Source organism: Wenxinia marina DSM 24838 (genome assembly GCF_000379485.1).
In the GTDB taxonomy this organism is placed as follows: domain Bacteria; phylum Pseudomonadota; class Alphaproteobacteria; order Rhodobacterales; family Rhodobacteraceae; genus Wenxinia; species Wenxinia marina.
The window spans coordinates 26,693-46,158 of sequence record NZ_KB902288.1; the positions used below are offsets into that span (position 1 = coordinate 26,693).

Below are 19,466 nucleotides of genomic sequence, written 5' to 3' on the forward strand. Positions count from 1 at the left end.
ACGGGCGGGGCGTCACGCCCGCGTCACAGCGTCTTGTCGAACCGCCACACGTCCAGCGGGAACGGCCCCTCGGACGTCTCGACGCGCACATTGACCACGCCCGCATTGCGCCAGCCCTCGCGGGCGTAGAACCGCGCCGCCCGGTCGTTGCCGACCGTGCAGATGAGGTGCGCCTCGCGCACGCCGCGCGCCCGGAGGGCGTCCTCGGCCGCCGCCATCAGGCGGGCGGCGTAGCCGGTGCCGCGCAGGGCGGCAGCGACGTAGAACTGGTCCAGCTCGTCGCCGATCAGCCGGACGAAGCCTTCGGGCGCGCCCTCGGCGCCCGCGATCAGGCAGTCGCCCACGCTGTCCGCCAGCCTGCGGCGGAAGTCCGGAAGGGTCCGCAGGCGGGCCAGTTCCTCGGGCACGATGGTCAGGTGCGCGTCGCGCCAGCCGCTCGCCCACATCCGCGCGGTCGCGTCGATCTCGGCGCCGGTGAGCGGGCGCAGCTCGGGCAGGTCGCTCATCGCCCCTCCGGCACGGCAGGGGCGATCGGGCAGGGGACGCCGGAGAGCGTCGCGACCCCCGGCATCTCGATCAGCCGGCGGCCGCTCCGTCCTCGTGGTCGCGGTGGACGTAGCGGGCGTCGCAGTACGGGCAGTCGACGTAGCCGATCTCGTTCGGAATCATCAGCCAGACCCGCGGATGCCCCAACGCCGGTCCGCTGCCGTCGCAGGATACGCGCCACTCGTCCACGATATGGGTCTCGGGCGGGGGGATCGGCATCGGTAGGCTCCGGCTCGTTCGGGTTCGGTTCGGGTTATGGAAGAAGCGGGGGCGCGGGGCAAGACGGGCGGACGGAGGGCCGGCGCGGCGCTCTGCTCCTCCCGGGCGGCCCACGGCCGATCCCGCCCCGGGCTTGACCCGGGGCCCCGCGGGCGAAGGGCAGGCCCGCAGTCTCCTGGTCCCGGCGCGAGGCCGCGACGGGTACGTGGGGCCGCGCGGCGCCGCCACCCTGTCTACATGGCCGGAGCGACGCCCAAGCCCGTCGAGGTCCCGGCGCAAGGCCGGGACGGGCGGGGGCCTTCCGACCGCCACTCGTCCCCCCGGCTTCCTCGCCGCCCATCACCTCCGCCTTGCCCTCCGCCGCCCTGCCGCTAGGGTGCGCCCCCGGCGAGCGGAGGGACCGATGAACGCGATCGAGATCGAGGGACTGAAGAAGACCTACGCCGCGACCGGCCGCGCCCCCGCCAAGGAGGCGCTCAAGGGCGTCGACCTGGCGATCCCCAAAGGCTCCATCTTCGGCCTGCTCGGTCCCAACGGCGCGGGCAAGTCGACGCTCATCAACATCCTGGCCGGCCTCGTGGTGAAGAGCGCGGGTCGCGTGAGGATCTGGGGCTTCGACCAGGACGTGAACCCGCGCCAGTCCCGCGCTGCCATCGGCGTGATGCCGCAGGAGCCGAACCTCGACCCGTTCTTCACCCCCCGCGGCAGCCTCGACGTGCAGGCCGGCCTCTACGGCGTGCCGAAGTCGAAGCGCCGGACGGACGAGATCCTGCGCCTGATCGGGCTGGAGCCGCAGGCCGAGGCCTATGCCCGCGCGTTGTCGGGCGGCATGCGGCGGCGGCTCCTGCTGGGCAAGGCGCTGGTGCACGACCCGCCGATCCTCGTCCTCGACGAGCCGACGGCCGGCGTCGACATCGAGCTGCGCCAGCAGCTGTGGGCCAACGTGCGGCGGCTGAACGAGGAGGAGGGCAAGACGATCATCCTCACGACCCACTACCTCGAGGAGGCCGAGGAGATGTGCGACGAGATCGCCATCGTGAACCACGGCGAGATCGTCACGCGGGACACGACGGCGAACCTGCTGGCGCGGGTGTCCGACCGGACGCTGGTGGTGGGCCCGCCGGAGCCGATGGCGCCGCCGACCGGCCTGCCCGCCGGGATCCGGGTGGAGGAACGCCCCGGCGGCGCGCTCGCCTTCACCTACGATTCGCGAAAGGTGACGGCGGGGCAGGTGCTGGACGCGATCCGCGAGGTGGGAGTGAAGGTGCGCGACGTGCGGACCGAGGAGGCGGATCTGGAGGACGTGTTCCTGGCGCTGACGTCGGACGGTGCGGGGGCGGCGGCCGGGGCGGCCTGAGGCGTAGGCCCGCCGCTCTTGAGGAGGGCCCGGCAAGGAGCGGCCCGACCCGGAGCCAGCCGCAGACGCCGACGGGCCGGCCCTCGATGGACGCCCGGCAAGAGCCTCCGCCCGGAATCAGCCGCGCAAGCGGCCCGGGCAGCGTCTGGCCGCCCCCCGGCCAGACGCTTCCTCGCCGCCTGCGAGACGGTCGAGGGCGTCCGGGGGATGCGAGATAAAGTGCCACCACCGCGGCGTCGGAGCGTCTGACCGCGGCCAGCCGCCGCCCTCCCGTTGCGCTCGACAGATCGGCGAAGCCACAGGGCGAGCGCTCTTGGCGGGCACCTGTCCTGCCTCACCCACCCCCCCCCTTGACCCGGCCGCGCGAACCGGCAGACTCCGCGCCACCGGGCCGAAGGGACCGCGGACGCCGCTGACGTGCGCCCGCCGGACCGCTGGGGCCTACTCCCGCAATGGCATGGAGGCCCCACATGGATACCCTCAGACAGAACGACCCGCAGGCGATCATCGAGGCGGACAAGCGCCACGTCTGGCACCAGATGGTGCAGCACCGCATCTTCGACAGCGTCGATCCCCAGATCATCGTCGAGGGCAAGGGCAACCGCGTCTGGGACATCGCCGGCAAGGAGCATCTCGACGCCGTGTCGGGCGGCGTCTGGACGGTGAACGTCGGCTACGGCCGGACCGAGATCGCCGACCGCGTCCGCGACGAGCTGGTGAAGATGTGCTACTTCGCCGGCACCAAGGGCACCATCGCCGGCGCCACCTTCGCCGAGCGCCTGACCGAGAAGATGCCGGGCATGACCCGCGTCTACTACGCCAACTCCGGCTCCGAGGCGAACGAGAAGGCGTTCAAGATGGTGCGCCAGATCGCGCACAAGCATTACGGCGGCAGGAAGCACAAGATCCTCTACCGCGACCGCGACTACCACGGCACCACGATCGCCTGCCTCGCCGGCGGCGGCCAGCAGGAGCGGAACGCCCAGTACGGACCCTTCCCGCCCGGCTTCGTCGAGGTGCCGCACTGCCTGGAATACCGCGCGCACGAGCAGGGCGGCCCGAAGGACAACTACGGCGAGTGGGCGGCCGAACGGATCGAGGAAGTCATCCTGCGCGAGGGCCCCGACACCGTCGGTGCACTCTGCCTCGAACCCATCACCGCCGGCGGCGGCATCATCGTCCCGCCCGAGGGCTACTGGCAGAAGGTGCAGGAGATCTGCCGCAAGTACGACGTGCTGCTGCATATCGACGAGGTCGTCTGCGGCATCGGCCGGACCGGCACCTGGTTCGGCTACCAGCAGTATGGCGTCCAGCCGGACATCGTCACGATGGCCAAGGGCGTCGCCTCGGGCTACGCCGCGATCTCGTGCTGCGTCACGACCGAGAAGGTGTTCGACCTGTTCAAGGACGCCGAGGACCCGATGGGCCACTTCCGCGACATCTCGACCTTCGGCGGCTGCGTCTCCGGGCCGGCGGCCGCGCTCGAGAACATGCGGATCATCGAGGACGAGAACCTGCTGCAGAACTCGGCGGACATGGGCGCGCACTTCATCGACCGGCTGAACGGACTGATGGAGAGCCACAAGGTCATCGGCCAGGTCCGTGGCCTCGGCCTCTTCGCCGGCGCCGAGCTGGTCGCCGACCGCGACACCCGCGAGCCGGCGGACGAGCGCAAGGTGCAGCAGGTCGTGGCCGAGTGCCTGAAGGACGGCGTCATCATCGGCTGCACCAACCGCTCGGTCCCCGGCTACAACAACACGCTGGTCTTCGCGCCGGCGCTCATCTCGACGAAGGACGACCTCGACCGCGTGGCCGACACGGTCGGCACGGCGCTGACCCGCGTCTTCGGGTAGGCGTGTCCACGACGAACGCGCTCGGGCAGCCCGTCGGGCCGCCCGTCACCGTGCCCCTGCCGCGCCCGCGCCCACCGCGGACGCCGCTGACCAGCCGGTATTGCAGCGTCGTGCCGGTGGACGTGGCCACGCACCATGCGGCGCTGTTCGACGCTTTCGCCAAGGACGCCGACGCGCGGAACTGGACGTACCTGCCCTACGGCCCCTTCGGTTCGACCGCCGACCTGCGGGACTGGATGGAGCGGACCTGCACCGGCGACGACCCGCTCTTCCACACCATCCTCGACGGCGAGGGGGTGCCCTCGGGGCTCGCGTCCTTCCTGCGGATCGATCCCGGAAACGGCGTGATCGAGATCGGCCACATCCACCTCTCTCCCCGCCTTCAGGGCACCGCCGCCTCGACCGAGATGCAGGCGCTGATGATGGGCCGCGTGTTCGACGAACTCGGCTACCGCCGCTACGAGTGGAAGTGCGACGCCCTGAACGCCCCCTCGCGGCGGGCGGCCGAGCGGCTCGGCTTCACCTACGAGGGCACGTTCCGGCAGGCGACGGTCTACAAGGGCCGCAACCGCGACACCGCGTGGTTCTCGATCCTCGACACCGAGTGGCCGGAGCGGAAGGCCCGCTTCACCCGCTGGCTGGATCGGTCGAACTTCGACGCGAACGGGCGGCAGAAGACGCCGCTGCAGGGTGGGTGAAACCCACCGTGGCGCGGCGGTGGGTTTCACCCACCCTACAGGCGGTCGAGTCGGTCTCCCCTCATCCCCCGGGGCTCGGCTCATTCGTGCCCGCCCGCGCCGCCGTCCGAGCGGCTGGCCCGCGCCGCCGCCTGCCGCTACGCTCGGCGCGGACCAGACCCGGAGACGAGATGCCGCCCGAGACCTTCCCCTTCCTCTCCGCCGCCACGCCCGTCTGCCCGCCCGGCCTCCTCGCCCGCGCGCAGGCGCTGCCCGCGCCGCGCGTCGCCCTCGTCAACGCAGGCGCCGCGGTCCCGCTTCAGGGCCTGCGCGAGGCGGCGGACCTCGGCCTCGCCCGGCCGGTCCTGGTGGGCGACCGCGAGAGGATCGTCTCCGCGGCCGACGAGATCGGCTGGGACATCGCCGGTCTCGACCTCGTCCACGCGCCGCGGGAAGAGGCGGGAGACGCCGCCGCCGGCCTGATCCGCGAGGGCGGGGCGGACGCGGTGATGAAGGGGCAGGTCCATACCTCGACCTTCCTCAAGGCGCTGCTGCCGTCCAGGGCGGGCCTGCGCGAGAAGGACGCCCGCTGCGGCCACGTCTTCCACATCACCCTGCCGGGCAGCGAGCGGCCGCTGTTCCTGACCGACGCCGCGCTGAACGTCGAGCCCGACGTCGAGACTCGCAAGGCGTGCCTGTCCCACGCCGTCCGCCTCGCCCGGCTGCTCGGCGACGACGACGTGAAGGCGGGCTGCCTCTCCGCGTCCGAGGACGTGACGCCGCAGATCCCCTCCTCCGGCGAGGCGGCCGAGATCGCGGCCTGGGCCGCCACGGCACTGGAGGCGCAGGTGCAGGGCCCGATGGCGATGGACCTGATCCTGTCGGCCGCCGCGGCGCGGGTGAAGGGGTTCGAGGGCCCGGTGCCGGGCGACGCCGACATCGTGCTGGTGCCCGAGATCACCACCGGCAACGCCCTGTTCAAGCTGATGGTCCTCGGGATGGGGGCCTGTGCCGGCGGGATGGTGATGGGGGCTAAGGTGCCGATCCTCCTCACCTCTCGCAGCCAGCAGGCGCCGGACCGGATCGCGAGCGCCGCGCTGGGCGCGATCCTCGCCGCCGCCGGACCGGGATGATCCTGGTCCTCAACGCCGGCTCGACGTCGCTGAAGGTCGAGCTGTTCGGCGCCGGGCTGGTGAGCTTGCTGACGCTGGACGTTTCGGGCATCGGCGGGGACGGGCGGCTCAGGGTCGCCGGAGCGTCGCGGAAGGTGGAGGCGCCCGACCACGCCGTTGCGCTCTCCCTCGTGCTTGTCGCTCTGGACGAGGCGGGACACCCGCTCGCCAGCCTCGCCGCCGCCGCCCACCGCGTCGTCCATGGCGGAGCCGACCTCACCGCGCCGGTCCGCCTCGACGCCGGCGCCATTGCCGCGATCGAGGCGTGCGTCCCGCTGGCGCCGCTGCACAATCCTGCGAACCTCGCCGGCATTCGTGCCATGTCCGCGCTGGCGCCCGACTTGCCGCAGTTCGCCAGCTTCGACACCGCGTTCCACGCGACCCAGCCCGACACCTCCACGACCTACGCGCTGCCGGCGGAGCTGCGCGCTTCGGGCCTCCGGCGATACGGGTTTCACGGGCTGTCCTACGCGTCGATGGTGCACTGGTTCGCAGACCGTCTGCCGCCGCGCCTCCTCGCCTTCCACCTCGGCGGCGGGGCAAGCGCCTGCGCCATCGCCGACGGGCGGTCGGTCGCGACCTCGATGGGGTACTCGCCGCTGTCCGGCCTCGTCATGGGAAGCCGGACGGGCGAGATCGACGGCATGGCCGTCCTGCGGCTGGCGGAGGAGCGCGGCATCGCAGAGGCGGGCCGCGTGCTGAACCGCGAAAGCGGTCTCGTCGGCCTTGCCGGCACCTCCGACATGCGGGAGCTGCTCGGCCGGAGCGATCCCGAAGCGCGCTTCGCCGTGCAGCTCTTCTGCGAGCGGGCCGCGCGCGAAGGCGCGGCGGCCGTGGTCGCGATGGGCGGGCTCGACGCCGTGGCCTTCACCGGCGGGATCGGCGAGAACGCGGCGCCGGTGCGGGACGCGATCATGGCGCGGCTGGCGATGTTCGGGACCGTGCCTGTTCACGTCGTGCCGGCCGACGAGGAACGGCAGATCGCGCGGGATGCGGTGGGGCTGCTGACGCCGTAGACCGCGCTGCCCGCGGGCGCACGAAAGCCAGGACGCCACAGCACCCCGTCCGGAACTGCGGCGACGCTGCCTCACCACCTGCGAGGCGGGCGAGGTAATGCGTGGGAGGGGGGATAAACCGCCCTTTCCGCCGCGTCGGAGCATCTGCCCGCACCAGACACTGCCCTCTTCTCTGTCCCTCAATGAGCCCCGGAGCGTCGAGGTCCCGGGCCAGGCCCGGGACGGGTTTGACTACGGACGCGCCCGTTTCTGAACTCCCTTTGCCCGGAGCAGCCGCGCAAGCGGCCCGGGCAGCGTCTGGCCGCCCCCCCCCCCAGACGCTCCCTCACCACCTGCGAGACGGGCGAGGTCGTGCGGAGCGGCACGATGAAGTGCCTTCACCGCAGCGGCGGAGCGTCCGGCCGCGGCCAGACGCCGCCAGACGCCGCCCCCTTGTCGCCCGCCCCGACCCCGAACAGGGGCCCCGCGGGGGAGGGCGCCGTCCTCGCGAGGTGCAGGGTCCGGCCCGGCTCGGGCGCTGCAGATGGTCTCCAGCTTCGAAGACCCCCGGCCGGACGAGTCCCGCATCCTCGCGGCCGGACCCGCCGCACCTATCCCGCACCCCACTGGCCTTTCCGCGCCGCCCGATCCATGATCCGCCCCGAGGGAGATCGCGGGCAGGAACCCGGGCGCCGACCAGCGGTTGGCGGCGGAGCCCCAAACGTGCGATCGGAGGACGACATGACGGACCAGACCCCCAGCCACCCGGATCTCGACGGTGCGTCCGTCTTCATCACCGGCGGCGGCTCGGGCATCGGCGCGAAGCTGACCGAGGCGTTCCTGAGACAGGGCGCGAAGGTCGCCTTCATCGGCCGCTCGGACTATTCCGGCTTCTGCGACGAGATGGAGCAGGCCACCGGCACCCGCCCGCTGTTCCTGCAGGGCGACGTGACCGACACCGCCCGCCTGCGCGAGGCGATCGACACGGCCGCGCGCGAGCACGGGGGCCTCGACGTCCTCGTCAACAACGCCGCCAACGACATGCGCTTCAAGACGCCCGAGATCACCGAGGACGACTGGAACGACCAGATCGCCGTGAACCTCGGCCACCAGTTCTTTGCCGCGCAGCACGCCGCGAACGCGATGAAGGGCGCCGGCACGAAGGGCCGGATCGTCAACTACACGTCCATTGTCTGGATGTCGGCGAGCCCCGGCATGCTGCCCTACGAGACGTCGAAGGCCGGCATCGTCGGCCTGACCCGCGCGCTCGCCCGCGACTACGGCGAGGCGGGCATCCGGGTGAACGCCATCGCCCCCGGCATGATCCTGACCGAGCGGCAGTTGAAGGATTGGGTCACCGACGAGAGCAAGGAGAGGATGCTGGGCAAGCAGTGCCTCAAGGTCGAGCTCAAGCCCGAGGACATGGTCGGCCCGACCCTGTTCCTCGCCTCCGACGCCAGCCGCGCGATGACCGGCCAGTGCCTCGTCGCCGATGGCGGCGTCGTCTTCGCCCCATGACCGACGGGGTGCCGGACTGGCTCGCCGTCGACTGGGGGACGAGCAACCTGCGGGTCTGGGCGATGACCGGAGACGGCCGGGCGCTCGGCCTGCGGACCTCGGACCGCGGCATGGGCAGGCTGGCTCCGGAGCAGTTCGAGGAGGCGCTGAAGGAGTGCGCCGGCGACTGGATCGCCGGCCCCGTCACCGCAATCGCCTGCGGCATGGTCGGCGCACGCCAGGGCTGGATCGAGGCGCCCTACATCGCCGTCCCCGCCGCCCCCCTGGGCGACCGTCCGGTGCGCGCCCCGACCCGGACGCCGGGCCTGTCGGTCCACATCCTGCCGGGGATGAGCCAGGACCGCCCCGCCGACGTGATGCGCGGGGAAGAGACGCAGATCGCCGGCTTCCTCGCCCGGAGCCCCGGCTGGGACGGCGTCATGTGCCTGCCTGGCAGCCACACCAAGTGGGTGCAGGTCAGCGCGGGCGAGGTGGTCAGCTTCCAGACCTACATGACCGGCGAGCTGTTCGCCGCGCTGTCGGGCCACACCGTCCTGCGCCATTCGGTCGGCGGCGACGGCTGGGACGACGCCGCCTTCGCCGAGGCGGTGGAGGATGCCCGCGCCGCGCCCGAGCGGCTGGCCGCGCGGCTGTTCCCGCTGCGGGCCGAGGGGCTGCTGCACGGGCAGACCGCCGCCGTGGCCCGTGCGCGGCTGTCGGGCCTGCTGATCGGCGCCGAACTCGCCGCCGCGCGGCCCTACTGGCTGGGCCAGCGCGTCGGCCTCATCGGCGAGGGCACCCTCGCCGGCCGCTACCGCGCCGCGCTGGAGGCGCAGGGCGTGCCGGTCGAGACGGCGGACGCCGACGCGGTGACGCTGGCGGGCCTGGCCGCAGCGTGGGCCGGAATAAGGGAACGCGCATGAGACCCCTGATCGCCATCCTGCGGGGCATCCGGCCGGACGAGGCCGTGGAGGTCTGCGGCGCCCTCGTCGAGGCCGGCATCGGCACCATCGAGGTGCCGCTGAACTCGCCCGATCCGCTGGCCAGCATCCGCGCCATGGCGGACGCCTTCGGCGACCGCGCCACCATCGGCGCCGGCACCGTCCTCTCCGAGGCGCAGGTCGCAGCCGTTTCCGACGCCGGCGGCCGCATCGTCGTCTCGCCCAACATGGAGCCGTCGGTGATCCGCGCCGCCCGGGCCGCGGGACTGGAGAGCTGGCCCGGCGTGATGACCCCGACCGAGGCGTTCGCCGCCCTCGCCGCAGGCGCGACGGGGCTGAAGCTGTTTCCCGCCAGCCTGATCGGCCCCCCGGGCCTCTCCGCGATGCGCGCCGTCCTGCCGCCCGAGGCGCCGGTCTACGCGGTGGGCGGCGCCGGTTCCGGCAACTTCGCCGACTGGATCGCCGCCGGCGCCGCGGGCTTCGGCATCGGCACCGCGCTCTACACGCCGGGCCTGTCCGCCGCCGAGGTGGCCGCCCGCGCCCGCCACATCGTGACCGCTTACGACGAGGCCGCACCATGATTCACGACGACACGATCTGCCTGCTGGGCGAGGGCCCGCTCTGGCACCCCGGCCGGGGCGAGCTGTTCTGGTTCGACATCCTCGGCCGGCGGCTGCACCGCAAGGGCCAGTCCTGGCGCTTCCCGACCTTCGTTTCCGCCGCCGGTTGGGTGGACGACGACACTCTTCTGGTCGCCTCCGCCGACGGCCTCTACCGCTTTACCCTCTCCACCGGCGACAGCGACCTCGTCGCGCCGCTCGAGGCCGACAACGCCGTCACCCGCTCCAACGACGGCCGCGCCGACCCCTACGGCGGCTTCTGGATCGGCACGATGGGCCGCGAGGCGGAGCAGGGCGCCGGGTCGATCTGGCGGTACTACAAGGGCGAGGTGCGCCGGCTGGTGCCGGATGTCACGGTCAGCAACGCGATCTGCTTCCACCCCGACGGCCACACCGCGTTCTACGTCGACACCCACGTGAACAAGGTGATGCGCTGGCGGCTGTCCGATCCCGACGGCTGGCCCGAGGGCGAGGCGGAGGTCTGGCTCGATCTCTCGGAGAAGGGGCCCAAGGTCGACGGCGCAGTGATCGACGCCGCCGGCAACTTCTGGACCGCGCACTGGGGGGCGGGTCAGGTGGCCTGCTACGACGCCTCCGGCACCTTCCAGGAGGCGATCGACCTGCCGGCGATCCAGACCACCTGCCCGGCCTTCGGCGGCGAGGGGCTGAGGACGATCTTCTGCACCTCCGCCGCGGTCGGCATCCCGCAGTCGACCCTGGCCGAGGCGCCACTGCAGGGCCAGACCTTCGCTGTCGAGACCGGCCACGTCGGCCAGGCAGAGCACCGGGTGATCCTGTGAGCGGGGGCGAGGCGTTCGGCACGCTCCCGGACGGCCGCGAGGTCCGCAAGATCACGATCGGCGCCGGCGACCTGACCACGTCCTTCCTCGATTACGGCGCGCGGCTTCAGGCGGTGCACCTGCCGGGCGTCGATCACAGCCTCACCCCCGGCAGCGACCGGATGGAGGACTACCTCGGCCCGCTCCTCTACCACGGTGCGCTGGTCGGGCCGGTCGTGAACCGGCTGACCGGCGCGAAGGCGGTGATCGCGGGGCGGGAGTGCACGTTCGAGGCGAACCAGAACGGGCACATCACGCTCCATTCCGGGGCCGCCGGGACCTGGGGCAAGGTCTGGGAGATAGCGGAGAGCGGACCGTCCCACGTCGTCTTCGCGGTCGATCTGCCGGACGGCGAGGGCGGCTTTCCCGGCAACCGGCGGATCGAAGCGCGGTTCGAGGCCGAGGCGCCGGCGACTCTGCGGATGACGCTGACCGCGACGACCGACGCGCCGACGCTGATGAACTGCGCCAACCACTCGTACTGGACGATGGACGGCGGCGAGACGTGGGACGGGCATACGCTCCAGGTCTTGGCCGACCGGGTGACCGAGACCACGGACGAGGATGCGCCGACCGGCCGCGTCCTGCCGGTGGAGGACCTCGGCCTCGATCTGCGCGAGGGGCGCGTGCTGGACGTGGAGACGTTCCGGGTGGACCACAATTTCTGCCTGTCGGACGCGCCGGAGGCCTTGCGCGTGGCGGCGCACCTGACCGGCCGGAACGGCCTCACGCTGACCGTGGCGACGACCGAGCCCGGGCTGCAGTTCTTCGACAACCGCACCTCCGTCCGCCCCGGCTGCGTGCCTTTCGAGGCAATTGCCATCGAGGCGCAGAACTGGCCCGACGCGCCGAACCAGGAGGGCTTCCCGTCGATCGAGCTCGCGCCGGGCGAGACCTACCGGACCGTGACGGAGTGGCGGTTCAGCCGGTGAGGCGGGGCGTGGACCGAGCGTCGGGCTATCCCCGTGCATCTCGGTTGAACCCGCCCCGGGCCTGACCCGGGGCCTCGCCGGACCTGACGCTCCGGATGGATCGAGGTCCCGGATCAGGCCCGGGACAGGTCCGCTCTACGCCGACGTCAGCTACGAAGCCCCCGCCCGGACTCAGCCACGAAGCGGCCCGGGCAGCGTCTGGTCACTCGCCGGCCAGACGCTTGCTCGCCACCTGGAAGACGATCGAGGCCATGCGGGGGTGTCGGGATAAAGCGCCCTTACCGCATCGTCGGAGCGTCCGACCGCGGCCAGACGCTGCCCTTGTGTCCCGCTTGGAGCCTGCAGGCTGCGGCAAGCAACGGAGCGACCAGCGCCGGATCCGGCAGAGCCCCCCATCCTCGCCGCCTCAGCTCCCCCGGTACGTCGAGAACCCGTACGGCGACAGCAGCAGCGGCACGTGGTAGTGGCCCGCTTCGTTCATCCCGAACCGGATCGGCACCTCGTCCAGGAACAGCGGCTCCGCCGCCTCCAGCCCGCCGGTGCGCAGGTAGTCGCCGGCGTGGAACAGCAGCTCGTACCGCCCCGTCGCGAAGCGCTCCTCCGGCAGGATCGGCGTGTCGGTCCGCCCGTCCGCGTTGGTCACCGCCTCCGCCACCTTCTCGCGCAGGGTGCCGTCCAGGCGGAACAGCTCGATCCGGAGGCCCGCGGCGGGCGCGCCGGTGGCGGTGTCGAGGACGTGGGTGGTCAGGAATCCGGGCACGGGCAACCTCGCGAAGGACGTTCCCGCCATCTAGCCGTCGCCGCGCGCCCGCTTGCAACCCCCCGCGCCCCCCGGCAGCATCGGCGCACCGCCGACAGGAGCCAGACGATGCCCGACCGCTATCCCCGCGACATGACCGGCCACGGCCCCACCCCGCCGGACCCGCATTGGCCGGGCGGCGCGCGGATCGCGGTGCAGATCGTCCTGAACTACGAGGAGGGGGGCGAGAACTCGCTCCTGCACGGCGACTCGCAGTCCGAGGCGTTCCTGTCCGACATCGCCGGCGCCCAGCCCTGGCCGGGGCAGCGGCACTGGAACATGGAATCGATCTACGATTACGGCGCCCGGGCGGGGTTCTGGCGGCTGCACCGGCTGTTCACCGGCATGGACATCCCGCTGACGATCTACGGAGTCGCCACGGCGCTGGCGCGGAGCCCCGTGCAGGTGAAGGCGATGCAGGAGGCCGGGTGGGAGATCGCCTCGCACGGCCTGAAATGGGTCGAGCATCGCGACATGCCCGAGGCAGAGGAATGCGCCGCCATCGCCGAGGCGAGCCGCCTGCATGCCGAGGTGACGGGCGAGGCGCCCCGCGGCTGGTACACCGGCCGCTGCAGCGTGAACACGGTGCGGCTCGCGGCCGAGACCGGGCAGTTCGCCTACGTCAGCGACACCTACGACGACGACCTGCCGCACTGGATGACGTTCGGAGACCGCGACCAGCTGATCATCCCCTACACGCTCGAGGCCAACGACATGCGCTTCGCCACCGCCCCCGGCTGGGTGACCGGCCGCGACTTCGGCGAGTATCTGACCGACGCCTTCGACACGCTCTACGCCGAGGGGCTGGCGGGCCGGCCGGCGATGATGTCGGTCGGGCTGCACTGCCGCCTCGTCGGGCGGCCGGGCAAGGTCGCGGGGCTGAAGCGGTTCCTGGAGCATGCGAAGGGGCACGAGGGCGTCTGGTTCCCCCGCCGGATCGAGGTGGCCGAGCACTGGGCGCGGGTGCATCCGCCCGTCCGGCGGGAGCGGCCGTCACAGATGGACAAGGAGACCTTCGTCGCGCGGTTCGGCGGCATCTTCGAGCACAGCCCCTGGATCGCCGAGCGCGCCTGGGCGCTGGAGCTCGGCCCCGCCCACGACAGCGCGACCGGCGTGCACTCCGCCCTCACCCGCATCTTCCGCTCCGCCAGCCGGGAAGAGCGGGAGGGCGTGCTGGCGGCCCACCCCGATCTCGCCGGCAAGCTGGCGGCCGCCAAGCGGCTGACGGCCGAGTCGACGGCCGAACAGGCCTCCGCCGGTCTCGACGCGCTGACGGACGCCGAGCGGGAAGAGTTCACGCGGCTGAACGCGGACTACGTCGCGAAGCACGGCTTTCCGTTCATCATCGCGGTGCGGGACCACGACAAGGCGGGGATCCTGCGCGCCTTCCGCCGGCGGATCGGGAACGAGCACGAGACCGAGTTCGCCGAGGCCTGCCGGCAGGTGGAGCGGATCGCCGAGCTGCGGTTGCGGGCGATGCTGGGGTAGGGGCCGACGCGCCCGATCGGACCCACCCGCCCCGGCCTTGAGCCGGGCCTTGCACAGTGAGGTGCGCCCGCGGGTCGACCAACGACCTTTTCCTTCGCCCGGAATAGCCGCTCAAGCGGCCCGGGCAGCGTCTGGCCGCCCCCACGGCCAGACGCTTGGGTGCCGCCATCGCGACGAAAGCCGTCGTGCGGGACCGCGCCATAAACCGCAGACCTCGATGGTCGGAGCGTCTGACCGCGGCCAGCCGCTGCCCTCCGTCGCGCCCTATTAACACCCTCCCTGGTACGGGAGCCAGCCGCGCACGAAAAAGGCCCCGCGCGACTGCGCGGGGCCCGATGATCGCGATCATCCGCGCCTTAGGTCGGCGTGATGACGATCTCGACCCGGCGGTTCTGCTGGCGGCCCGCGGCGTCGAGGTTCGACGCGACCGGCTGGTCCTCGCCGCGGCCGACGGCACGGATGCGGCCCGCCGCGACGCCCGAGTTGACGAGGACAGAGGCGACGGCTTGCGCCCGGCGCTCGCTGAGCGCCTGGTTGTAGGCCGCCTCGCCGGTGTTGTCGGTGTGGCCGATCACGTTGACGGTCGTGTTCGGATAGCGGTTCAGGCTGCCCGCCACCGCGCGCAGATCGTTCTGCAGCGAGCCGGTGAGCGTCGCGGAATCGGTCGCGAACAGGATGTCCTGCGGCAGCGTCACGACCAGCGAGTTGCCGGTGTTCACAATGCCGACCTGCGGGCCGAGCGCCGCACGCAGTTCGGCCTCCTGCCGGTCCAGCTGCTGTCCGATCGCGCCGCCGATCGCGGCGCCGGCGACCGCACCGATCGCGGCGTTGCGGATCGCCTCGTCGCGGTCGTCGCCGCTCACGGCGCCGGCGAGTGCGCCGAGGCCGAGGCCGAGCATCGCGCCCTGGTTCGTATTGGCGGTGCCCTGGCCGGGGATGGGGGCCTGGCAGGCCGCGAGGCCGAGGACGGCGACGGAGGCGAGGAGGATGGGTCTGGTGATCATGGACATGTCCGTATTCAGGATTCGCGCATCTCGTGCGCTCGGCAGACGATATCGCCCTTGGGCGCATGCTATCCAATAACGCCCTTAAGTCAGGCGATGTTCCGCCGGTTCCGCCTGAAATCTCACGCTTCCGCGCGTGCGCTCTCCCACGCCAGGATCGCTCGCTTGACCGGCAGGCCCCAGTGATAGCCGCCGAGGCCGCCCGTCTTGCGGATCGCCCGGTGGCACGGGATCAGGAACGAGACCGGGTTGCGGCCGACCGCCGTGCCGACGGCGCGGACCGCGCGGGGCCGGCCGATGGCGGCGGCGATTTCGGAATAGGTGGTGACCTGCCCGGACGGGATCGTCACCAGCGCCTCCCAGACCTTGATCTGGAACGGAGCGCCGATGAGGACGAGGGGGACCTTCTGCTGCGGCGCGGTCCCGAACGCGGCGGCGACCCACGGCGCCAGCCGATCCGGGGCCTCGGCAAAGGCCGCGTTCGGCCAGCGCCCGCGCAGGTCCGCCATTGCCGCGTCCTCGCCGCTCTCGGCCGCGAAGGCGATGCCGCAGATGCCCTTGTCGGTCCCCATGACGAGGGCCGGGCCGAACGGGCTGTCGAACCAGCCCCAGAAAACCTCCAGCCCCGCGCCGCCGCTGGCGTACTCGCCGGGCGACATCGCCTCCCACGTGACGAACAGGTCGTGCAGGCGCGACGTGCCGGACAGGCCGACCGAGCCTGCCGTCTCCAGCGTCGTGAACCGCTCGCGCAGCAGCGTCCGCGCGTGGCCCAGCGTCAGGTACTGCTGGAACCGCTTGGGCGAGACGCCGACCCAGGCAGAGAAGACCCGCTGCAGGTGCGCGGGTGACAGGCCGACCTCGGCCGCCAGCGCGTCGAGGGGCAGGGTCCCGCCGCCGGCGCGGTCGATCGCCTCGATCGCGCGGCCGATGACCCGGTAATGATAGGAGCTTTCGTGTTGCATGCCCCAGATGTAGCGAGCCGCCCGCCGCCGCGCGATCCGAAGCTTGCGGCTAATCATGGCCGGCGAAAGGGCTGGACCGTCCCGCCGGGCGCGGGCATGAAAGCGCGCGATGGCCCGCCAGCTCGACTACCACACGATCCGCGAGATCTTCACCCGCTTCCGCGCCGCCGAGCCGGAGCCGAAGGGCGAGCTGGAGCATCTGAACGCCTTCACCCTCGTCGTCGCGGTCGCGCTGTCGGCGCAGGCGACGGACGCCGGCGTGAACCGCGCGACGCGGGAGCTGTTCAAGGTCGCCGACACGCCGCAGAAGATGCTGGACCTCGGCGAGGAGGGGCTGACCGAGTACATCAAGACGATCGGCCTCTACCGCAACAAGGCGAAGAACGTCATCAAGCTCAGCCGCATCCTGGTGGAGCAGTATGGCGGCGAGGTGCCCTCGTCCCGCGCGGCGCTGGAGAGCCTGCCGGGGGTGGGCCGCAAGACCGCGAACGTCGTCCTCAACATGTGGTGGAGTCATCCGGCGCAGGCGGTGGATACCCACATCTACCGCGTCGGCAACCGCACCGGCATCGCGCCGGGAAAGAATGTCGAGATCGTCGAGCGGGCGATCGAGGACCACGTGCCGGCCGAGTTCCAGCGCCACGCCCATCACTGGCTGATCCTGCACGGCCGCTACATCTGCCTCGCCCGCAAGCCGCGCTGCCCCGACTGCCTGATCGCGGACCTGTGCCTCTATGAGGACAAGACCCCCGCCCCGAAGGGCGCCGCATGATCCGCCGGCGCACGGAAACCGCGCGGTTTCCATGGCCGATTTCCGCGTGGAAATCGGCGCCCGGCCCGACCCGAAGGATTGAACAATGAGCTACGACGTCATCGGCATCGGCAATGCGATCGTCGACGTGATCTCCCACGCCTCCGACATGTTCCTCGACCAGATGGCGATCGAGAAAGGCATCATGCAGCTGATCGACCGAGAGCGGGCGGAACTGCTGTATGCCTCGATGCGCGACCGGACCGAGACGCCGGGTGGGTCGGTCGGCAACACGATTGCCGGGATCGGCGAGCTGGGCCTCAGCACCGCCTTCATCGGCAAGGTGAAGGACGACGCGCTGGGCCGGTTCTACGCCACGGCGCTGGAAGAGGCCGGCACCGCGTTCCCGCTGCCGCCGCAGAAGGTGGACCTGCCGACCTCGCGGTCGATGATCTTCGTCTCGCCGGACGGGGAGCGGTCGATGAACACCTATCTCGGCGCCGGAGCCGACATCGGTTCGGGCGACGTGCCGGACGTGTTCGAGGGGTCGAAGATCCTCTTCCTCGAGGGCTACCTGTTCGACAAGCCCGAGGGGAAGACCGCCTTCGCCGAGGCGGCGGCGCGGATGAAGGCCGCCGGCGGGCAGGCGGCGATCACCATCTCCGACCCGTTCTGCGCCGAGCGCCACCGCGCCGACTTCCAGCGGCTGATCGCGGGCGACGTCGACATCGCCATCGGCAACGAGAAGGAATGGACCACGCTCTACGAGACCGGCGACGACCTCGACGCGGCTCTGGCGCAGGCGGCGCAGGCGTGCCGGATCGTGGCCTGCACCCGCTCCGGCCGGTCGGTCTGGGTCTGGTCGGGGGACAGCCGGGTCGAGGCGCCGGTGACGCCGGTGACCCCGATCGACGCGACCGGGGCGGGCGACCAGTTCGCCGCCGGGTTCCTGTACGGCGTGGCGACCGGCACGCCGCTGGACGTCGCGGCGCGGATGGGCGTGATGTGCGCGGCCGAGGTGATCGGCCACGTCGGCCCGCGGCCCGAGCGGCCGATGATCGAGGCGTTCCGCGAGGCCGAACTGGTCTAGGACCTGAAGGGGCGCGTTGTCCCGTCGAGGTCCCGGGTCAAGCCCGGGACGGGATGGCAGACGGCCGGGTCAGAGATGACACCCGCCCCGGCCGCCGAGCCGGGGCCCCGCGCCACTTGCGCCTTAATGTCAGGGATTGCGAGCGGCCTCGCCCGGCTCCAGCTTCGCGTGCTCGATCCGCCCCCGCCCCGCCAACCAGGAGGCCAGGGTCGCCGCGCCGGTGGCCCAGGCGCCGCCGAGGCACCAGCCGGCCAGCACGTCGGTCGGCCAGTGGACGCCGAGATAGACGCGGCTGACTCCGACGGCGAGCGTGATGACGATGGCGAGCGCGATCACGTACGCCTTCAGCGCCCGCTCCTCGACGCCGCGGGCGACGATGGCGGCGAGGGTCAGCCAGGTGACGGCGGCCATCAGCGAGTGGCCGGACGGGAAGGACGCCGTCGAGACCATCGTGTCGTGGGGCACCAGATCGGGGCGGGGGCGGTCGAACAGCGTCTTGAAGAGCGGCGACAGCAGCATCCCCAGCCCTGTCGCGGCGACGAGGTAGATCGCCGAGCGGCCGTCCTGCCGCAGCCACATCCAACCGGCCGCGGCGCACACGACGAAGGTGAGGACGCCCACGCCGCCCAGCGCGGTGGCGTCCCGCATCATCACCTCCAGCCAGCCGGGACCGATGGGATCGGACAGGTCGCCCGGCACCCGCATCGCCGTCAGGATCGCCTCGTCGAAGGCGTGGGTGTCGCCCTCGGCCATCTCGGAGGCGAGGGTGACGAAGGCCCAGATCGCACCGGCGATGAGGGCGAGGGTGAAGAGAAATCCGGTGTCGGCGCGGCGGAGGAATTCTGAGGCTCTCATGCTCCGTGCAACCGGCTCCGGCGCCGGCCGGTTCCTCACTCTCCCAGCTTGGCGTGCACCTCGGCGAGGTCGATCTCGCCCGTCGGCATCTTGTTCGCCGGGTTCTCGAAATCGTAACGGAAGAGCTGGAAGTCCCTGCGATAGCATTCCCACATCAGGTGCATCGCGAGGTCGTCGAAGTAGGCCTCGACCGGGTGCTCCCGCTTCGGCCCGTGCCCTTCGCTTTCGTTGAAGCGCGGCACGTCCCCGATGGCGACCGGCACCGGCGTCTCGACGTTTTCGAGGACGGACTTCATCCCGTCGTCGAACCGCTCGGTCCAGAAGATGCGGTCGTAGGTGCCGCCATTGGCGATGAAGGTCGAGATGTGCCCGGACATCGCCGACCAGTGGATGTCGGGGTCCATCGGCTTGCGGAAGCGGATCGTGTCGCGGGCGAACAGCAGGAACCGCCGGAAGCTGGCGATCTGATCGAACTCGAACCCGTTTTCCGGGCTGCCGACCTCGATCCCGTATTTCTGCGCCAGCATCGGCACGAGGTTGCCGCGGTAGCGGCGGCCGTTGCGCTGGATGCCGGCGATCTTGTCGAAGAACGACGACAGGATCCGGGTGTAGGGATTGCGCACGCAGGTGAAGGCATAGGACCTGTGCGCTTTGACGTTGTCGGCGATCGGTCCCTGGCTCTCGTCCTGGGCCCACTTGTGCAGGCCCTCCTTCGCGTCGTGGATGTCGCCGTCGAAGAAGCGGCCGTGGTCCGAGTAGAACATGACCTGCCCGATGGTCGAGCAGGCGCATTTGGGCACCACGCGATAGACCATGCTCTCGCTCAACGTCATCCAGGTGCCGGGAAAGCCCATGCCCGTCGCCACTCC

20 protein-coding genes are annotated in these 19,466 nt (G+C 71.7%); 13 read left to right on the top strand and 7 right to left on the bottom strand.

Translation table 11 applies throughout. The features are described from left to right. Positions 1–23 precede the first annotated feature (23 nt). Complete coding sequence (locus A37W_RS0109160) at positions 24–506, bottom strand: GNAT family N-acetyltransferase (RefSeq protein ID WP_018302730.1); 483 nt, start codon at positions 504–506, stop codon at positions 24–26. A gap of 70 nt (positions 507–576) precedes the next feature. Further along, positions 577–765 (bottom strand): zinc-finger domain-containing protein, encoded by a 189-nt coding sequence (locus A37W_RS0109165; protein WP_018302731.1) that lies wholly within the window; start codon positions 763–765, stop codon positions 577–579. A 403-nt stretch (positions 766–1,168) separates the two neighbouring features. On the opposite strand from A37W_RS0109165, the gene A37W_RS0109170 reads away from it, so the two are divergent. The 10 genes from A37W_RS0109170 (at position 1,169) to A37W_RS0109215 (ending at position 11,648) form a co-directional block, all read left to right on the top strand. Continuing rightward, positions 1,169–2,122, top strand: a complete 954-nt coding sequence (locus A37W_RS0109170; RefSeq protein ID WP_018302732.1) for an ABC transporter ATP-binding protein — start codon at positions 1,169–1,171, stop codon at positions 2,120–2,122. Positions 2,123–2,592: 470 nt separating this feature from the next. Beyond that, a complete protein-coding gene (locus A37W_RS0109175) occupies positions 2,593–3,975 on the top strand; it encodes an aminotransferase family protein (RefSeq protein ID WP_018302733.1) in 1,383 nt (460 codons plus the stop codon). Between the two features lie 2 nt (positions 3,976–3,977). Continuing rightward, positions 3,978–4,673, top strand: a complete 696-nt coding sequence (locus tag A37W_RS0109180; RefSeq protein ID WP_026198395.1) for a GNAT family N-acetyltransferase — start codon at positions 3,978–3,980, stop codon at positions 4,671–4,673. A 170-nt stretch (positions 4,674–4,843) separates the two neighbouring features. Continuing rightward, a complete protein-coding gene (locus A37W_RS0109185) occupies positions 4,844–5,785 on the top strand; it encodes a phosphate acyltransferase (RefSeq protein WP_018302735.1) in 942 nt (313 codons plus the stop codon). Then, entirely contained in the window at positions 5,782–6,840 is a 1,059-nt protein-coding gene (locus tag A37W_RS0109190) for an acetate/propionate family kinase (RefSeq protein WP_018302736.1), read from the top strand. Before A37W_RS0109185 ends, A37W_RS0109190 begins: the two co-directional genes overlap by 4 nt. 720 nt (positions 6,841–7,560) lie before the next feature. Beyond that, positions 7,561–8,337 (top strand): SDR family NAD(P)-dependent oxidoreductase, encoded by a 777-nt coding sequence (locus A37W_RS0109195; RefSeq protein WP_018302737.1) that lies wholly within the window; start codon positions 7,561–7,563, stop codon positions 8,335–8,337. Next, positions 8,334–9,239 (top strand): 2-dehydro-3-deoxygalactonokinase, encoded by a 906-nt coding sequence (locus A37W_RS0109200; protein WP_018302738.1) that lies wholly within the window; start codon positions 8,334–8,336, stop codon positions 9,237–9,239. The genes A37W_RS0109195 and A37W_RS0109200 overlap by 4 nt, the downstream gene beginning before the upstream one ends. Continuing rightward, the gene (locus A37W_RS0109205) at positions 9,236–9,838 is read left to right on the top strand and encodes a 2-dehydro-3-deoxy-6-phosphogalactonate aldolase (protein WP_018302739.1); all 603 of its coding nucleotides are present in this window, start codon (positions 9,236–9,238) and stop codon (positions 9,836–9,838) included. The genes A37W_RS0109200 and A37W_RS0109205 overlap by 4 nt, the downstream gene beginning before the upstream one ends. After that, complete coding sequence (locus A37W_RS0109210; protein WP_018302740.1) at positions 9,835–10,677, top strand: SMP-30/gluconolactonase/LRE family protein; 843 nt, start codon at positions 9,835–9,837, stop codon at positions 10,675–10,677. Before A37W_RS0109205 ends, A37W_RS0109210 begins: the two co-directional genes overlap by 4 nt. Further along, positions 10,674–11,648 (top strand): aldose epimerase family protein, encoded by a 975-nt coding sequence (locus tag A37W_RS0109215; protein ID WP_018302741.1) that lies wholly within the window; start codon positions 10,674–10,676, stop codon positions 11,646–11,648. The genes A37W_RS0109210 and A37W_RS0109215 overlap by 4 nt, the downstream gene beginning before the upstream one ends. A 406-nt stretch (positions 11,649–12,054) precedes the next feature. On the opposite strand, the gene uraH is transcribed toward A37W_RS0109215, so the two are convergent. Beyond that, positions 12,055–12,408, bottom strand: coding sequence for a hydroxyisourate hydrolase (gene uraH, locus A37W_RS0109220; protein ID WP_018302742.1), 354 nt, complete (start codon positions 12,406–12,408; stop codon positions 12,055–12,057). Between the two features lie 108 nt (positions 12,409–12,516). Here uraH and puuE point away from each other — a divergent pair, with 108 nt between their 5' ends. Continuing rightward, positions 12,517–13,935 (top strand): allantoinase PuuE, encoded by a 1,419-nt coding sequence (puuE, locus tag A37W_RS0109225; RefSeq protein WP_018302743.1) that lies wholly within the window; start codon positions 12,517–12,519, stop codon positions 13,933–13,935. A 356-nt stretch (positions 13,936–14,291) separates the two neighbouring features. Here puuE and A37W_RS0109235 read toward each other — a convergent pair whose 3' ends face one another. Both A37W_RS0109235 and A37W_RS0109240 read right to left on the bottom strand, forming a co-directional pair. Then, positions 14,292–14,939 (bottom strand): YiaD family glycine zipper/OmpA-like lipoprotein, encoded by a 648-nt coding sequence (locus A37W_RS0109235; RefSeq protein ID WP_018302744.1) that lies wholly within the window; start codon positions 14,937–14,939, stop codon positions 14,292–14,294. A 122-nt stretch (positions 14,940–15,061) separates the two neighbouring features. After that, positions 15,062–15,901 carry a methylated-DNA--[protein]-cysteine S-methyltransferase gene (locus A37W_RS0109240; protein ID WP_026198397.1) on the bottom strand — a complete coding sequence of 280 codons (840 nt, stop codon included), beginning with the start codon at positions 15,899–15,901 and terminating at the stop codon, positions 15,062–15,064. Between the two features lie 109 nt (positions 15,902–16,010). On the opposite strand from A37W_RS0109240, the gene nth reads away from it, so the two are divergent. After that, entirely contained in the window at positions 16,011–16,673 is a 663-nt protein-coding gene (nth, locus tag A37W_RS0109245; protein ID WP_018302746.1) for an endonuclease III, read from the top strand. Positions 16,674–16,758: 85 nt separating this feature from the next. Continuing rightward, positions 16,759–17,742, top strand: a complete 984-nt coding sequence (locus tag A37W_RS0109250) for an adenosine kinase (RefSeq protein ID WP_018302747.1) — start codon at positions 16,759–16,761, stop codon at positions 17,740–17,742. A 129-nt stretch (positions 17,743–17,871) separates the two neighbouring features. Here A37W_RS0109250 and A37W_RS0109255 read toward each other — a convergent pair whose 3' ends face one another. After that, entirely contained in the window at positions 17,872–18,597 is a 726-nt protein-coding gene (locus A37W_RS0109255; RefSeq protein WP_018302748.1) for a phosphatase PAP2 family protein, read from the bottom strand. Between the two features lie 35 nt (positions 18,598–18,632). After that, a complete protein-coding gene (locus A37W_RS0109260; protein ID WP_018302749.1) occupies positions 18,633–19,451 on the bottom strand; it encodes a sulfotransferase family protein in 819 nt (272 codons plus the stop codon). Positions 19,452–19,466: the final 15 nt, after the last annotated feature.

What these genes read in the sequence shown, in the direction of transcription:
- nth (WP_018302746.1), top strand. Translation starts at nt 16,011, where the DNA reads ATGGCCCGCCAGCTCGACTACCACACGATCCGCGAGATCTTCACCCGC.
- A37W_RS0109235 (WP_018302744.1), bottom strand. Translation starts at nt 14,939, where the DNA reads ATGATCACCAGACCCATCCTCCTCGCCTCCGTCGCCGTCCTCGGCCTC.
- A37W_RS0109195 (WP_018302737.1), top strand. Translation starts at nt 7,561, where the DNA reads ATGACGGACCAGACCCCCAGCCACCCGGATCTCGACGGTGCGTCCGTC.
- A37W_RS0109190 (WP_018302736.1), top strand. Translation starts at nt 5,782, where the DNA reads ATGATCCTGGTCCTCAACGCCGGCTCGACGTCGCTGAAGGTCGAGCTG.
- A37W_RS0109165 (WP_018302731.1), bottom strand. Translation starts at nt 765, where the DNA reads ATGCCGATCCCCCCGCCCGAGACCCATATCGTGGACGAGTGGCGCGTA.
- A37W_RS0109205 (WP_018302739.1), top strand. Translation starts at nt 9,236, where the DNA reads ATGAGACCCCTGATCGCCATCCTGCGGGGCATCCGGCCGGACGAGGCC.
- A37W_RS0109240 (WP_026198397.1), bottom strand. Translation starts at nt 15,901, where the DNA reads ATGCAACACGAAAGCTCCTATCATTACCGGGTCATCGGCCGCGCGATC.
- A37W_RS0109170 (WP_018302732.1), top strand. Translation starts at nt 1,169, where the DNA reads ATGAACGCGATCGAGATCGAGGGACTGAAGAAGACCTACGCCGCGACC.
- A37W_RS0109255 (WP_018302748.1), bottom strand. Translation starts at nt 18,597, where the DNA reads ATGAGAGCCTCAGAATTCCTCCGCCGCGCCGACACCGGATTTCTCTTC.
- A37W_RS0109260 (WP_018302749.1), bottom strand. Translation starts at nt 19,451, where the DNA reads ATGGGCTTTCCCGGCACCTGGATGACGTTGAGCGAGAGCATGGTCTAT.
- A37W_RS0109185 (WP_018302735.1), top strand. Translation starts at nt 4,844, where the DNA reads ATGCCGCCCGAGACCTTCCCCTTCCTCTCCGCCGCCACGCCCGTCTGC.
- A37W_RS0109175 (WP_018302733.1), top strand. Translation starts at nt 2,593, where the DNA reads ATGGATACCCTCAGACAGAACGACCCGCAGGCGATCATCGAGGCGGAC.
- A37W_RS0109210 (WP_018302740.1), top strand. Translation starts at nt 9,835, where the DNA reads ATGATTCACGACGACACGATCTGCCTGCTGGGCGAGGGCCCGCTCTGG.
- A37W_RS0109250 (WP_018302747.1), top strand. Translation starts at nt 16,759, where the DNA reads ATGAGCTACGACGTCATCGGCATCGGCAATGCGATCGTCGACGTGATC.
- puuE (WP_018302743.1), top strand. Translation starts at nt 12,517, where the DNA reads ATGCCCGACCGCTATCCCCGCGACATGACCGGCCACGGCCCCACCCCG.
- A37W_RS0109200 (WP_018302738.1), top strand. Translation starts at nt 8,334, where the DNA reads ATGACCGACGGGGTGCCGGACTGGCTCGCCGTCGACTGGGGGACGAGC.
- A37W_RS0109160 (WP_018302730.1), bottom strand. Translation starts at nt 506, where the DNA reads ATGAGCGACCTGCCCGAGCTGCGCCCGCTCACCGGCGCCGAGATCGAC.